We start from the raw sequence: 16,146 nt of genomic DNA, 5'->3' as shown, positions 1-16,146 counted from the left end.
GCCATGCACAAAATACTTATTATTGAAGATGATTTCATGATTGCCGAATCGACCAAAACTTTGTTGAACTATCAACAGTTTGAAGTCGAGTGGGTGAATAATGGTATCGATGGCTTAAAGCTCATAATGCAAGAGGGAATTGATATCGTCTTGCTGGATCTAGGTTTGCCGATGATGGATGGTATGCAAGTCCTGAAACAAATTCGTCAAATGCAGCCTAAATTGCCTGTATTAATCATTTCTGCACGTGATCAATTACAAAATCGTGTAGATGGATTAAACCATGGGGCAGATGACTATCTGATTAAGCCTTATGAGTTTGATGAATTACTTGCACGGATTCATGCGCTCCTTCGACGCACAGGGCAGAGTTCAGTCGAAGCACCGCAGAAAATTTTAAAACATGGTGAATTGATTTTAGATATCGAACAGCATCTTGCACGCTATAAGGGGCAATATGTCGATTTATCTAACCGTGAATGGGCCATATTGATTCCATTGGTGACACATCCGAATAAGATTTTTTCTAAAGCCAATTTAGAAGATAAGCTTTACGATTTTGATAGTGATATCAGCAGTAATACTATTGAAGTGTATGTGCATCATCTCAGAACAAAATTAGACAAAGATTTTATTCGCACTATTCGTGGTTTAGGTTATCGACTCGGTTAAGGCAAAGGAATTATCAACCATGCAGCAGCCTTATTCTCTGAAAAAGAGACTAATTATTTATGTGTCTGTTTTCAGTATGCTTTTGGGCTGTCTTTTGGTGTTTTCAGCTTATCGAATTGCACTTGAAGAAATTAATGAAATTTTAGATGCGCAAATGCAAAATTTGGCGGAACGTGTTGCAGAGCATGATCCGCAGCCCATTCGCAGCGAATTTGATCAACATAAGCATTATCATGAAGAAGATTTATTTGTCGATGTATGGACCTATCAATCCAATGCGCATCAAACCCATCAATTAAAATTATTGGTCGCGCCTCAGCCCAAAGCCGGTTTTTATACCCACAGTACCCAACAGGATGAGTGGCATACCTATATTTTGCCACTCGCAGATCGGCAAATTCAGGTCAGTCAGCAAGAATCGGTTCGACAGCATCTTGCAGCAGAATTGGCCAGTAGCATGTTTATTCCCTATTTGGTTTTTATACCTTTTGCATTAATCGCTTTGGGATGGTTGATTCAACGCAGTTTAAATCCACTGGAAAAATTTAAAAAAGAACTGGCAAAACGGGATGCCTTTGAACTTTCTCCAATCTCTCAAATGCCATATCCAGAGGAAATTGCACCAACCATTATTGAAATGAACCAGTTGTTTGAACGGATTTCGTTGTCGCAGCAGGAACAGCGCCAGTTTATTGCTGACGCAGCGCATGAGTTACGGACCCCGATTACCGCACTGAATTTGCAAATGCAGATTTTGCTACAAAAATTTCCACAAGATGACGCTCTACAAAATTTGAGTAAAGGTTTAATTCGTATTCAGCATTTGGTCAGTCAATTATTGAGTTTGGCAAAACAAGATGCCTCGGTCTTTGAACTTGAGCGCAAACAACATTTTGATCTTAAGCAAGTCGCAACCAATTGCGTGGAGCAACTGGTACATTTGGCTATGCAAAAAGATATTGACCTTGGCATGGAGCAACAACAAAGCATTGCCTTATATAGTCTTGAGCCAACGGTACATTCAATCATTTTTAATTTGATTGATAATGCCATTAAATATACCCCTGCACAGGGCATGATTAATGTCTCCGTCTTTGAACATGCGGGGCAGGCGGTTGTACAGGTTGAAGATAGTGGGCCTGGCATCGACTCAGCTTTATATGAGCAAATTCGAAAACGCTTTTATCGAATTTATAATCATGAAGAAATTGGAAGTGGTTTAGGCTTGGCGATCGTGGATAAGGCCGCTGCGCATATTGGTGCACGTTTAGATTTTGCGAAAAGTGAAACGCTGGGTGGGTTGAAAGTAACGATTCAGATTCCGCTAAGACCTTTAAACTCCTAATTATTTTAATTTACTCCTTGCGAATAAAGCCTATATCCATTCAAAGTGTTTATAGGCAGTTTTGATTTTTTCTGTGGGTAGATAACGATAGCCAAATGTATAAATGACTGTGTTAAAGGCCCAAATAAACCATGCTGTCCATAGATTATGACTGAGAAAATGTGCACCCCGCATCATTTGCGCCCAGCCAAAAGCAAAGCCTAAAATCAGCCCTGCACATAAAAAGAAGTACGCACGGGCAGGTCGATGTATTCGATAAACAAAATATCCGGTGATTAGGGCAAAACCAGTCGCAGCATGGCCACCGGGGAAGCAGTGTCCTTGGCGTGCTGAAAAATCCCAAGAAAAGCCTTGGGCTGTGGCGACAGTCATATTCCAAGGGCAGGCATGCGCAGATTGTGATTTGAGCAACCCAATGATTGCCGTGCTGAGTAGAACCACTACGATAAAATAACCGAATTCAAACTTACGTGCTTTCAGATGCGGATATTTAAAACTGCATATCCATGCTGCGATATAGAGAACATAAACGCCTATGACGATATTCTTGATATAGCGATGGTTCAGCACAGCAAGTGCCCAATCATTACGATGAGGAAAACTACCATGTAGGTCGACCCAAGGCTGAATAAAAGCTTGGTCGAGCGAACCACCGACGGGAAAAACATAAAGGAGGCCAACCAAACTGAGTGTGAGCAGCAGGGTTTGTCGCAATAAAAAGGTACGGTTCGAGAGCATAAGTCGTGTGATGTGCCGAAATTATTTTGTTTGAATGCTGCTATTTGAAACCACAAAACTTAAATCAGACTTAATCGGCTATTTGAACTGTATTGATATCGATAGTGAAGAAGGTGCATAAAGCAAAACGGGCATTGTGTTAAAGTTTTTGAAAACTCAGTAATAAAGATTTATGAGCATACGTGCAGTCCTTTTTGATTTAGATAATACCTTGACTCACCGAGATCACAGCGTTCAGGCCTATACGCAGTATTTAGCCGAGTCTTATCAGTCGACGCTAGTGGAGGTAGACCTTGTACAGATTAAACGTATTATTAATCGTATAGATAATGGGGGATATCCGAAAAAAGAACTCCTTACTCATCCGAGTATTGGGGCATCTGTCGCTTATGCTCTACAAACGGAGCTGGATTGGATACATCAACCCGATTTTGATGAGCTCACACAATTTTGGTTTCAGCACTTTGGTCAGTTCGCCGTGGCGATGCCGGGAGCATTGACCTTGCTGCAGCAACTAAAACAGCAGCAGTATAAACTGGCGGTGGTGTCGAATGGTGGACATGCCACACGCCTGAATATTTTGAATGGACTAGGTTTTGCATCGTATTTTGATCAGATCATCAGCTCGGAAAGTGCAGGCATCAGTAAGCCCAAAGTTGAAATATTTCAGCACAGTTGTCGTGAGTTGGGCGTGATGGAAACCGAGTGTTTATTTATTGGTGATCATCCTGTCAATGATATTTATGGTGCGAGCCAAGCAGGGATGTCTGCCGTATTGCTTGAAGGCTTTCATACTTTAAGTGCTGAACAACAGCACAGCATTCCGAATAAAATTCAGCATTTGGATCAGGTCTTAGATTTTCTAAAATAAGGTGATTTAGACTCAAGCTTTAAGCGAAGTTCAGGGTAAAAAAAAGCGGCATAAATGCCGCTTTAGATTGTGTTGTTTAGAACATGTTTTCTTCAGAGTTTGCCGAAATACGGTGAATACTTAAGTCTGCACCACGGAATTCTTCTTCTTGATCTAGGCGAATACCCATCGTTACTTTGAGTAGACCATAAACGATGAAACCACCAGCCAATGCAATCACGATTGCGAGTAGCGTACCGATACATTGAGAGATCATTGAAATACCACCTAAGCCACCTAACCATTTTTGCCCAAATAAGCCTACAGCTAGGCTACCAAAAGCTCCACAGACACCATGTAGTGGCCAAACGCCGAGTACATCATCGACTTTGAGTTTGTTCTGCGTGTAAGTGAATAATTTTACAAAAATAACTCCAGCAATTGCTCCAATGATTAATGCGCCTACAGGGTGAACCACGTCAGAACCTGCACAAATAGCGACTAAACCTGCTAATGGGCCGTTGTGAAGAAAGCCCGGGTCATTTTTACCCATGAAGTTTGCCGCCAATGTGCCACCGACCATCGCCATGAGAGAGTTAATCGCGACTAATCCTGAAATCGCATCAAGGCGTTGAGCACTCATTACGTTGAAGCCAAACCAACCGACAATGAGAATCCAAGAACCGAGTGCCAAAAAAGGAATACTTGAAGGGGGGTGAGCGCTGATACGACCGTCTTTTTTATAGCGTCCATGACGTGCGCCAAGTAAAAGTACTGCAGCTAAAGCGATCCAACCGCCCATCGCATGTACCACGACCGAACCTGCAAAATCATGAAATGCTGCGCCAAATGTGCGTTCTAACCATGCTTGTAGCCCAAAATTACCATTCCATACCATGCCTTCAAAGAATGGATAGACCAAAGCGACCAATAATAATGTGGCAATCGCTTGAGTCCGCATTTTTGCACGTTCAGCAATACCACCTGAAATAATCGCTGGAATGGCTGCGGCAAAAGTCAGCAGGAAGAAACAACGCATTAAGTTGTAGCCATGATCGGCGGCTAAAGTGTCCCCAATATGAAAAAAGTGCTGACCATAAGAGATGTAATAACCCACAAAAAAGTATGCAATTGCGGAAATAGAAAAGTCAGTCAAAATTTTACTCAGCGCATTGACCTGATTTTTATGTCGTACTGTACCTAATTCTAAAAATGCAAAGCCAGCATGCATGGCAAGAACCAAGACTGCACCAAGAAGGAGAAAGAGGAGATCTATATTTTGCATAAGGTGTTCCAGTTTAGTGCGCTAGTTCACGAAAAGAAGTTCAGTATATCGAGCGGAATAATTTCGAAAAGAGGATTGAGAGAGGGAAATTTTGATTAAAAAAACTAAAAAATGTAGAAGACTCGATATAAAGCAAAGACTTGCATGAGTATGACAACAATGCACTAAAATAGTGCAATGGTGATTTGCAATGAGAAAATTAAATGAATGATTATTAAGTGAAAAACTATTTTTTTTGAATCTGTTTAAAAAATGAAAAACAAATAGCGCCATTTCTGAGTTAATTCAGGGCAGCCCATTATTTTGTATTTTTATCTGAATGATAGATGTTAGTGCGAGAATGAAACTGAAAATTGACGAATGATACATTTTTGGTAGTCTGTCTGAGCATCTTGGGGTCATTAAAACTTGAAATCTGTATGTCTTGCCTGAACTGAATTAATGCACAGATATTAACCAATGAAATCTCTGCTGCTGCTGCACTTTTAGATGGCGAAAAACATTCAAGGGGTGAATCTGTGGTGATGGTCGTTGGATCTAACTGTATTTGATGACGTGTTTAATTGAAGCGGCACAGGAGTTTTAAGTTTAAGCGTTGAATGCTTAAGCTAAACGCTGTGTATTAATCGCTTCAGCCCAGTCAGTCACAACATCCGCAGCGCGGGCAGGTATCCTGAGCACCGTAAATGTACATGGTTTTGCCACAGTGCGTACAGGCATACAGCTGATGCATTTTGATATCGCGAACCGCTTTATAGGGTTTCGGAAATAGTGGCAGTCCCTAACGCACTTGTTCAGGTGGATAAAACAAAATACTAAATTTTCCATCACTTTCTAATAAACCAACTCGAACTTGTCCAAGATGCTCCACATTTTGCTGACGCATTTCAGAGAAGAATTCATCATGTGACATTTTACCTTGTTTAATCTTTTCTAAAACCAATTCACCATCTTCAACAATGTAGAGGGCTTTGCCTTCAATTAAATCTTCAAAGGGTTGGTATTTCATCATGAGCCAAGTGATTACGCAGTATAAACCAATTACCACCGTCATCACAATGAGAGCTTGCAGGAGGGGGAGCTCCTCTTCAAACATTGGGTCGCCTGCAATAGAACCCAAAGCAAGGAGTATCGCAACTTCAAATATGGATAACTGTCGCACGCCGCGTTTGCCCGTTAGGCGTAAGAATACGATGATTAAAACGAACATAATGACGCTACGCAAAATCACTTCGGCAGCAAAAGTCCATGTAGTGTCATGGATGAATATTTGAGTGAAATCCATGTCTCATCCTTTTTTATCGTTATGTGTTTTAACTTAGCAAAGCGCTGGGTGATAAAGCAGCTCAATTGTGTTAATTTTTAAGCACTATTCGAAAAAGGATTTCATGCTAAAGGTATTGTATGCATGAGATATTTGATGAAAAAAAGTGCTTTAAAATAGCCATAAAAAAAGCACCGACGAATCGATGCTTTTGATGTAGTCTGGCAATTTTTAAAGATGTTCAGTTATTTAATATGTTCTGCAATATCCGTAAAGATTACACCTAAACCATGTGCGCCAGCATCTGGATAGCCAAGACTACGGTCGCCTACAGTTCCCGCACGTCCCATACGCGCTACGATCTCTTTGGTATTTTCAGCGCCTTGAACCGCCGCTTTTGCACCAAGTACAAAGTTTTCTTTAAAGGTTTTATCTGTATGGGCAGACCAAGAATCTGCGCATGGCACAAGTGCATCAATCAGGGTTTTATCACCCACCACTGCGCCGCGTCCAAATGAACGCTCACCTGTAGTTTGAATGCCTTTGACCGCTGCTTGCAGCATCTCAGCAAAATCAGCGACAGTTAAAACTGATTTGCCTTGAATTGATTTCGCTGCCGCACGGAATGCTGAACCCCAGATTGGGCCAGACGCGCCACCACAATGTTCCATAATGATCATTGAGCAGTTCAGCATGAATTTATCCATCTGCTGCGCTTGAATCAGACTTTGCCATTCACGTTTTAATTGCTTAAAGCCTTTCGCCACGCTCATACCGAAGTCGCCATCACCTGCATGCGCGTCTAGTTCACAGAATGGCACTTCATTTCTAATGATGCAGGCAGACATCACATCCACCACATAGCGCATGTTTTCGATGGTGAATTGCTCATTGCTGATCACCGCATGTTCAGGCTGTGTTTCAACTTGTGTGTTTACTACAGCTTCGGCTGAAGCATCTTTGGATATAAAAGTTAAAGGCTGTGCTGCTGAACCATCCATTTTAAATGCAGGGGTGTTGGCTGCTGCGTCGAGGTAAGTTTTCAATTCATTATCGACAGCAAGTAAGGACACAGATGCACCATTCATGTCGATACTGGTCATATAGTTACCGACAAATGTGCGGTAAATTTTGATGCCTTTACGTGCAAGGTGTTCGCATACATCATGGTTGAAGACGTACAACTCTTGCAGCGGTGTGCTACCAAAGCCATTGACCAAGACTGCAACTTCTTTCATGTCAGGGCGGTCAAGGAATAAATCATCTACGATGCGCTGTGCCATTTTTTTAGAGGGCAAGATTTTTTCACGGCGGATGCCGGGTTCACCGTGAATGCCGACGCCATATTCCATTTCGTCATCAGCCAATGTGAAGGTTGGCGTACCTTTAGCAGGAACGGTACATGAGCTATAAGCAAAACCAAGGCTAATGACGTTGTCTGCAGCTTTTTGAGCAATCGCTTTTACTTCGACAAGTTCTAAACCTTTTGATGCCGCTGCGCCTGCAATCTTATGTACAAATACTGTGCCTGCAACACCACGACGACCGACTGTATAGAGGCTGTCTTTGACCGCAATGTCATCTGCCACTTTGACATAGTCAACTTTGACACCGTCTTCAGTTGCAAGGGCTGCACCATTCTGGAAATTCATCATATCGCCAGAATAGTTTTTGATGATCATCAGCACGCCTTTGTCAGTTGCGACTTGCTGTAAGGCTTTATAAACCTGAATTTGCGACGGAGATGCAAATACGTCGCCGCACACAGCAGCGTCTAACATGCCTGTACCGACAAAACCTGCATGGGCAGGTTCGTGACCGCTACCACCACCACTGATAAGTGCCACGTTATTGTGCTTTTCTTTGCGTGTAATGATTTTGTGCGACTCGTTAAATGCGAGTTCTGGATGGGCAAGAACAAAGCCTTTGCACATTTCAATTACGATGTTTTCTGCACCGTTCATGAGTTTTTTCATTAATGCACCAATGGGTTATGAATTTGGGGAGATCTAAAGTGATTATTATAAGGAAATTGGCGTGGTGTCTGACATAAAAGTGTAAAAAAGGGCAGTTGATCGATGAGTGTGGTGGAAAATTGACGTCTCAGTTGTATATATTCTTCGATAGAATCCCTCTCTTGCGAAGCTACGCTTCTCACCTTTTGCAAAGGGGGACTTTTTCATGTGATTAAATGAATTACGTGATAGTCCCTCCCTTTTTTAAAGGGAGGTTAGGAGGGATTAAAAATATTAAAATAGAAGAATAAAATGAAACCCTACAATAAAAATTTAAAACAAGCCTCGCGTGATTTACGCAATAACATGACTGATTTACCTCTCCCTAACCCTCTCCTGAGAGGAGAGGGAACTTTCACTATTGAATTAACCTGATTATTAAATTAGATGGTGCTCCCTCTCCCTTTGGGAGAGGGCTGGGGTGAGGGCTTGAATGTAGGCTTTAGTGCGATGGTAGTCAGCACTTTTCGCCTGAAGAATTAGAGGCAGATCGAATTCGAGATGAAGCTTTGGCTCAGCTTTGGTTAAAGGTGTTGAGATTTGATAATGGGCAGGTGTTGAGGGAGATTGATGGAGTAGTGGAAGCTATTTATCTTTACTGTATTAAGAAATCTCCCTAAATCCCTCTTTAAGAAAGAGGGACTTCACGCGAATTAGATGATGGTTTTGGATTCGTGTAGTTCCTCCCTTTTAAAAGGAAGGTTAGGAGGGATTATATTTGTCCTTCATACATTTTTTTAGCTTCAGCTACTTTGTCTAATTTTCTATGAATTAAGGACACAGTTGATAAAATATCTAAAGCATCCTGTTCATCTATATTCCACGTAATTTTAGGGGCATGAGCTGTAGTATTTCTAAATGTTCCAAATATACCTTTAAGTAAATGCATAAAACCGTTTTGTTCACTCTGATGACTTGGTGTAGTTAAACTATTTAAGGCTAAATAAGGAACTTTATTTTTATACGCAAAAGCTTGATCTACTAATTCAGAACCATCACTGGTTAGTTTTGTTTTGATTCTAATTTTTTCAGCAATACTTTTAGTTGCTTCAAAAACTGCATGAAAATAATTATCTACGAGTAGTTCTGCTCTACAAAACGCTAAGACATCAGGATGTATTTTTCTATCTAATAAAGTTTTTCTTAAATTTTGCGCCCGTGCTTCAGCTTCATCAAAAGTTTGAACTTTGTCTGCTTGCTTGAGTTCGCCACTATCAGTGAGTTCAAAACCTTCAAATGACAAAACATAATTCAATTCAGTTCGTATATTTTCAAACCATTCTTTTCTATGGATATGACGTGAAGGGCGCATAACATATTTAATAAAAGCTAAGACATTATTAGAACAGCGATCTTCAGTTTGTTTTGAGGATAGAGCATCATATAAACGTTTCCATTTTGTTGAATTTAGTTGAAGATCTTTGATATTACATTCAGTCAGATATTTGGTGATTTCTGTTCCTGAAAGCCCGTTATTAGTTTCACCTAAAGTTTTACAGATACTTTCTAGGCTTCCTAGATCTAAACTTTTTATTATTGCCATTTTTCAATCTTAAATTTTTCATGGGTTTAAGTATTTTAAATACTAGTTTTATTTATAGCAATTAATCTCTCCCAACCTTCCTTTACAAAACGAAGAGCTGTCACGTAATGAATTCGATACGCGAAAGTCCCCCTTTGTAAAAGGGGGATTTAGGGGGATTACCTAAAAATTAAAGTAAATCTTTTAAGTCTTTAATTCGTTGATCAATAAGATCGGCATTACATGATAGATTGATTAGCTTAGATCCCGCACCTTGTACACTGCTAGATAGATAAGATACGAGTTCATCACAATGACTATTTTTATATAACAACCAATTCTTTTGAGAGGTTTCTAAAATTTTCTGACCTTCCTCATCCATAGTGTTATAAAGCTTTTGATAAGTTTGGTTGAGCTTGGTTTTATTAGATTTTAATTCTTTTTCATAACAGGCAATTTCATCATAAACATTACTTGTCTTACATTCTGCAAAAGCAAAAGATGAAATAAAAGGTAAAACTAAAAGTAAGAATATTTTTTCATTTTATAAAATTCGTTTATGTGTTTTTAAGATTTTTGATTATAAATAAAAAACCCCCTCATTCGAGGGGATTTTTTCAAACTAATTATTGAACCGAATCATCCAAATTCGGTGCTAACCAACGCTTCGCCTCATCCAACGTCCAGCCTTTACGTTTTGCATAATCCTCAAGCTGATCGCCTGCGATTTTACCTACGTTAAAGTATTGGCTTTCAGGGTTTGCATAATAGAAACCGCTGACAGATGAAGGCGGCCACATTGCAAAGCTAGTGGTCAATTGCGTACCAATCTTGTCAGTAGAACCTAACCAGTCAAACAACGGCGCTTTTTCAGAATGCTCAGGGCAAGCAGGGTAGCCCGGTGCAGGACGGATGCCCACATACTTCTCTTTAATTAATTCTTGATTGCTTAACGTTTCAGACGCTTGGTTACCCCAGAACTCTTTACGAATGCGCTCATGCAAATGCTCAGCAAACGCTTCCGCAAAACGGTCACCTAAAGATTGTGCAAGAATTGCAGAGTAGTCATCGCCTTTAGCTTTGTACTCATTGGCCATTTCTTCTGCACCAAAGATCGATACAGTGAAACCGCCCAAGTAGTCTTCTGCGACACCTTTAGGCGCAATAAAGTCCGCTAATGACAAGTTTGGTTTACCTGTCACTTTATCAGACTGTTGACGAATGTGATGGAAGGTATGCGTAACCGATTGACCATCTTCGCTATACACTTCAACCGAATCCGCTGCAGAACGGTTAGCAGGGTAAATACCAAACACAGCACGAGCATCAAAACGTTTGTTGTCGATGATGTCTTTTAGCATGGTCTGTGCTTGTTCATACAAGTCAGTTGCTGCTTCACCTACAACTTCATCCGTTAAGATAGCAGGGAATTTGCCTGCCAAACTCCAAGAAATGAAGAACGGTGTCCAGTCAAAGTACTCAACTAATGTTTCCAATGGATAATTGGTCAGCGTTTGCGTACCAATAAAGTTTGGCTTCACAGGCGCATTGGCAGCAAAGTCAATTTTTAAGCCATTTTCTACAGATTCAGCATATGTCAGCTTGGCAGCTTTTGGCTGTTTATTGGCAATACGCTCACGGACTTTTTCATATTCAGCACGTGTGTCTTCAACAAATTTAGGCTTCATTTCTTTAGAAAGTAAAGTTGTTGCTACACCCACAGCTCGTGAAGCATCGGCAACATAAATGACTGCATCATTTGAATATTGCGGATCAATTTTCACTGCCGTATGCGCTTTAGAAGTGGTTGCACCGCCAATCATCAATGGAACATTAAAGCCTTTGCGCTGCATTTCTTTCGCAACAAAAACCATTTCATCCAGTGACGGCGTAATCAGGCCAGATAGACCAATAATGTCGACTTTCTCATCAATGGCAGTTTGCAGAATCTTCTCGCAAGGCACCATCACGCCAAGGTCGATGATGTCATAGCCGTTACAGCCCAACACCACGCCCACGATATTTTTACCGATGTCGTGCACGTCGCCCTTCACCGTTGCCATTAGGACTTTACCCTTAGATTGGCCAGCTGTTTTTTCCGCTTCAATGAACGGATTCAGCCAAGCTACAGCCTGTTTCATGACACGTGCAGATTTCACGACTTGCGGCAGGAACATTTTGCCCGAACCGAACAAATCGCCCACCACGTTCATGCCGTCCATCAGCGGGCCTTCAATCACATCTAAAGGACGAGCTGATTTTAAACGCGCTTCTTCAGTATCTTCATCAATGAACGTTGTGATACCTTTCACCAAAGCATGCTCAAGACGTTTTTCAACTGGAAGCTCACGCCATTCCAAGTTTTCCACTTGTTTTTGCGCAGCACCTTGACCACGGTATTTTTCAGCAACTTCAAGCAGCTTTTCTGTAGCTTCTTGATGGCTTTCACCTTGGTTTTGGTTCAAGATCACATCTTCAACCGCAGCTTTCAGTTCAGCATCAATTTCATCATAAATCGCCATTTGACCAGCGTTGACGATACCCATGGTCATGCCTTGCTGAATGGCATGGTATAAGAACACTGAGTGAATCGCTTCACGTACAGGCTCGTTACCGCGGAAAGAGAACGATACGTTAGACACACCGCCAGAAATCATGGCATGCGGCAAGTTTTGCTTAATCCAGCCAGTCGCTTCAATGAAGTCCACAGCATAGTTGTTGTGTTCTTCGATACCTGTTGCCACTGCAAACACGTTCGGGTCAAAAATGATGTCTTCAGCAGGGAAGCCAACTTCATTCACTAACACGTCATAAGAGCGCTTACAGATTTCTTTTTTACGTGCAGCTGTATCGGCCTGACCATTTTCGTCAAAGGCCATCACAATCACGGCAGCCCCATACTGACGGCACAAACGCGCTTTTGCAACGAACTCGTCATAGCCTTCTTTTAAGGAAATCGAGTTAACAACCGCTTTACCTTGTACACATTTTAAGCCCGCTTCAATGATTTCCCATTTAGATGAGTCAATCATGATCGGCACACGTGAAATTTCAGGTTCAGAGGCTACAAGATTAAGGAAGTGCACCATTGCGCCTTCTGAATCCAGCATGCCTTCATCCATGTTGATGTCGATAATCTGAGCACCGGCTTCAACTTGCTGCTGTGCAACTTCTAAAGCTTCGGCAAAGTTTTCTTCACGGATTAAACGTAGGAATTTTTTAGAACCTGTCACGTTGGTACGTTCACCGACGTTTACAAACAGCGAATCTTCTGTAATGTTGAACGGCTCTAAACCGCTTAAACGGCAAGCGGGTTTGGTTTCTGGCACTTGGCGCGGCGCAATGTCTTTTACGGCATTGGCAATAGCACGGATGTGATCCGGCGTTGTACCGCAGCAGCCGCCAGTGATGTTAATCAAGCCACTTTCTGCAAATTCTTTAATAAAGGCAGCGGTTTGTTCAGGGGTTTCATCATAACCGCCGAAGGCATTTGGTAAGCCAGCGTTCGGATGCGCCGAAACAAAAGTATCGGCAACGTCAGCAATGGTTTTTACATGCGGACGCATGGCATCTGCACCTAGGGCACAGTTAAAGCCAATCGACAATAAATCACCATGACGCACAGAGTTCCAGAACGCTTCAGCAGTTTGGCCAGTTAAAGTTCGGCCAGAGGCATCGGTAATCGTGCCTGAAATCATCAATGGCAATTCGTAGCCAATTTGGTTGAAGACTTCTTTCACTGCAAAAATGGCAGCTTTACAGTTCAAAGTATCAAATACTGTTTCAATTAAAAGAATGTCTGCACCGCCTTCAATCAGGGCATGCGCAGCTTCAATATAGTTTTCTTTTAACTCATCAAAAGTAATGTTACGAAATGCTGGGTCATTTACATTTGGCGAGATCGAGCAAGTACGTGAAGTCGGGCCAAGCACACCTGCTACAAAACGCGGTTTTTCAGGCGTTGAGTATTTTTCACAAGCTGCTTTGGCAATACGCGCTGCTTCACGGTTGATTTCTGATACCAAATCTTCCATGTGGTAGTCAGACATTGAAACTTTAGTGCCGTTAAAGCTGTTGGTTTCAATGATGTCTGCGCCAGCATCGAGGTAGGCTTCATGAATGCCTTGAATAATTTGCGGCTGAGTCAACACCAATAGGTCATTATTGCCTTTGAGGTCAGATGCCCAATCTGCAAAACGCTCACCACGGTAGTCAGCTTCTTCGAGTTTATGACGCTGAATCATGGTGCCCATTGCACCGTCGATAATCAGAATCCGTTGAGCGAGCAGCTCTTTTAGGGTGGCAAGCGTGGACATAAATAACCCCAATCCGATGGAATATAAAATCGGCAAATATATTAACAGAATTCATTGCAGTTTTATTGATATTCAATGATCTTCACAGCACGCAATTATTAGCTTGTTGAATTAATGAGCAATATTGCAACTTGATAATTTCATATTCCAATTTCATATAAATGTATGGAAAGCTTCATGAATTTGTCATATTGCTCAGGCAAGATTAAAAAACATCCATTAGGGCTATGCAAAATGACAAAAAAACATGACAGATGAAATATAAGTTGAAATATTGGGTTTCAAAGAAAATAAAGTTTAAATACGCAGATTAAATAACTGATTTACTTTATGAAAGTAGAGTAGGGAAGTCGGTTTTTAACACTTAAAAAAAACAAATAAAGCATGAAAAATTGCTTTATATGACACCGCTTTGTCATATAATTGTCATAATTAAATTGAACAATATGGGGATTTTAAAATCCTCTATTCCTGCCTGCATGAATTCTAAACAAACTCCCGTAGATTCAGCGCACACGTCGACTCCTCAAAAGTCCACGAATGTTCATGTGCCTACACCGAAATTCTTTATGCCGGTATTTTTGACGGTGATTATTTCAACGTTGATTTATATTGGTTTTCAGGTGACTGCCGATTTAGCGCATGTTCCGCCTTTAAGTCTTTATTCAATGATTTTATTGGGCACAGCCTTATTCATCGCACTTGGCTTTGAATTTGTAAATGGTTTCCATGACACTGCAAATGCAGTAGCAACAGTGATTTATACCAACGCCTTGTCAGCACCGGTTGCAGTAATGTGGGCGGGTTTCTGTAATTTTCTGGGTGTAATGGTTGCCAGTGGTGCAGTTGCTTACGGCATTATTGCTTTATTACCTGTTGAATTGATTATGAACGTTGGTTCAGGTGCAGGTTTTGCCATGGTTTTCGCAATGCTGATCGCAGCGATTTTGTGGAATTTAGGGACTTGGTTCTTAGGCATCCCAGCGTCTAGTTCGCATACTTTGATTGGTTCTATTCTTGGCGTTGGCATCATGAACTACCTGTTAAATGCAGGCGGTGGTGCGAGCGGTGTAGATATGGAGCAGGTGCTTAAAGTCGGTAAGGCTTTATTGTTCTCTCCACTGATTGGTTTTGCATTTGCAGCCCTAGTTTTCTTGTTGGTGAAGCGTATTTTCCGCAAACAGCTAGAATTGTTTCAGCCACCAGAAGGCAATAAGCCGCCACCACCACTGATTCGTGCAATTTTGATCTTTACCTGTACAGGTGTAAGTTTTGCGCACGGTTCAAATGATGGTCAAAAAGGTATGGGGTTGATCATGCTGATTTTGATCGGATGTGTGCCATTGGCTTATTCATTGAATAAGAACTTAGATAATCAACATATTCAATCTTTCCATCAGTTATCTGCTCAAACTGCGACTGCGATCTACGCAGAGCATAAGGATATTCCTGATGCACAAGCGCGTGATGTACTCACCAAATACATTCAAACCAAAGAAGTCAGCCCAGAAGTTGTGCCAGCTTTAGCAAGTTTGACCGATCATTTAGGTGAGCGTGTTGCACAGTATGGCGACTTAAAAGATATTCCTGAACAAGAAGTATCTTCGATTCGTAATGACATGTACTTAAGTACTACTGCTTTTAAACGTCTAGATAAAGCTGACCAACTACCAGCAATGGCAGAAGCTGAACAAAAGACTGTGAAGGAATATCGTAGTCACTTAGACTCGTTCTTACAGTACATTCCAACATGGGTGAAAGTCGCTGTTGCATTGGCACTGGGTCTTGGAACCATGGTGGGTTGGAAACGTATTGTCGTGACTGTAGGTGAGCGTATTGGTAAAAACCACATGACCTATGGTCAGGGCATGTCTGCCGAGCTTGTTGCTATGTCAACGATTGCTGCTGCGGATGGTTTTGGTATGCCTGTATCGACCACACACGTATTGAACTCTGCGGTTGCAGGTACCATGGTCGCGAATAAATCGGGTCTGAACTTTGCAACAGTGAAAACCATTCTATCAGCTTGGGTCTTCACTTTACCTGCAACGATCTGTCTATCAGGTTGCTTGTACTGGTTATTCTTGAAAGTGTTCTAAGCAACTCAAATTCCAGATATAAAAAAACGCTGCTTCGGCA

At 41.4% G+C, this 16,146-nt stretch carries 10 protein-coding genes and 2 pseudogenes; 5 read left to right on the top strand and 7 right to left on the bottom strand.

Annotated features, from left to right (window positions below; all coding sequences use genetic code 11):
• Window positions 1-3 precede the first annotated feature (3 nt).
• Together FTU75_RS06355 and FTU75_RS06350 are read left to right on the top strand one after the other, a co-directional pair.
• The gene (locus tag FTU75_RS06355; protein ID WP_180115416.1) at window positions 4-672 is read left to right on the top strand and encodes a response regulator transcription factor; all 669 of its coding nucleotides are present in this window, start codon (window positions 4-6) and stop codon (window positions 670-672) included.
• Window positions 673-691: 19 nt separating this feature from the next.
• Window positions 692-2,017: an ATP-binding protein gene (locus FTU75_RS06350; protein ID WP_180115415.1), complete on the top strand. Its 1,326-nt coding sequence runs from the start codon at window positions 692-694 to the stop codon at window positions 2,015-2,017.
• Between the two features lie 30 nt (window positions 2,018-2,047).
• Here the strand turns inward: FTU75_RS06350 and FTU75_RS06345 are convergent, their stop codons facing one another.
• Window positions 2,048-2,755 (bottom strand): phosphatase PAP2 family protein, encoded by a 708-nt coding sequence (locus FTU75_RS06345; protein WP_180115414.1) that lies wholly within the window; start codon window positions 2,753-2,755, stop codon window positions 2,048-2,050.
• A 172-nt stretch (window positions 2,756-2,927) separates the two neighbouring features.
• Between FTU75_RS06345 and FTU75_RS06340 the strand changes: the two genes are divergently transcribed.
• Window positions 2,928-3,626, top strand: coding sequence for an HAD family hydrolase (locus FTU75_RS06340; RefSeq protein WP_180115413.1), 699 nt, complete (start codon window positions 2,928-2,930; stop codon window positions 3,624-3,626).
• A 76-nt stretch (window positions 3,627-3,702) separates the two neighbouring features.
• Here FTU75_RS06340 and FTU75_RS06335 read toward each other — a convergent pair whose 3' ends face one another.
• The 3 genes and pseudogenes from FTU75_RS06335 to dhaK all read right to left on the bottom strand — a co-directional run bounded on the left by FTU75_RS06335 (window position 3,703) and on the right by dhaK (window position 8,130).
• Entirely contained in the window at window positions 3,703-4,890 is a 1,188-nt protein-coding gene (locus FTU75_RS06335) for an ammonium transporter (protein WP_180115412.1), read from the bottom strand.
• A gap of 603 nt (window positions 4,891-5,493) precedes the next feature.
• Window positions 5,494-6,175 (bottom strand): annotated as a pseudogene (locus FTU75_RS06330) (DUF421 domain-containing protein).
• A gap of 224 nt (window positions 6,176-6,399) precedes the next feature.
• Window positions 6,400-8,130, bottom strand: a complete 1,731-nt coding sequence (dhaK, locus tag FTU75_RS06325; RefSeq protein ID WP_180115410.1) for a dihydroxyacetone kinase subunit DhaK — start codon at window positions 8,128-8,130, stop codon at window positions 6,400-6,402.
• 291 nt (window positions 8,131-8,421) lie between these two features.
• Between dhaK and FTU75_RS18645 the strand changes: the two are divergent.
• Window positions 8,422-8,789 (top strand): annotated as a pseudogene (locus FTU75_RS18645) (endonuclease domain-containing protein).
• A gap of 92 nt (window positions 8,790-8,881) precedes the next feature.
• Here the strand turns inward: FTU75_RS18645 and FTU75_RS06315 are convergent.
• The 3 genes from FTU75_RS06315 to metH form a co-directional block, all read right to left on the bottom strand.
• Window positions 8,882-9,712 carry a TIGR02391 family protein gene (locus FTU75_RS06315; protein WP_180115409.1) on the bottom strand — a complete coding sequence of 277 codons (831 nt, stop codon included), beginning with the start codon at window positions 9,710-9,712 and terminating at the stop codon, window positions 8,882-8,884.
• Between the two features lie 169 nt (window positions 9,713-9,881).
• Window positions 9,882-10,148 carry a lysozyme inhibitor LprI family protein gene (locus tag FTU75_RS06310; RefSeq protein WP_373685848.1) on the bottom strand — a complete coding sequence of 89 codons (267 nt, stop codon included), beginning with the start codon at window positions 10,146-10,148 and terminating at the stop codon, window positions 9,882-9,884.
• A 169-nt stretch (window positions 10,149-10,317) separates the two neighbouring features.
• On the bottom strand, window positions 10,318-14,007 hold the full coding sequence (gene metH / locus FTU75_RS06305; RefSeq protein WP_180115408.1) for a methionine synthase: 3,690 nt from the start codon (window positions 14,005-14,007) through the stop codon (window positions 10,318-10,320).
• Between the two features lie 479 nt (window positions 14,008-14,486).
• Here metH and FTU75_RS06300 point away from each other — a divergent pair, with 479 nt between their 5' ends.
• Window positions 14,487-16,106 (top strand): inorganic phosphate transporter, encoded by a 1,620-nt coding sequence (locus FTU75_RS06300; protein ID WP_180024086.1) that lies wholly within the window; start codon window positions 14,487-14,489, stop codon window positions 16,104-16,106.
• Window positions 16,107-16,146: the final 40 nt, after the last annotated feature.

This window comes from Acinetobacter sp. YH12140 (genome assembly GCF_013418475.1).
Taxonomy (GTDB): domain Bacteria; phylum Pseudomonadota; class Gammaproteobacteria; order Pseudomonadales; family Moraxellaceae; genus Acinetobacter; species Acinetobacter amyesii.
Note: the sequence above shows the minus strand (reverse complement) of the source record. Positions and strands in the feature narration are given on the sequence as shown.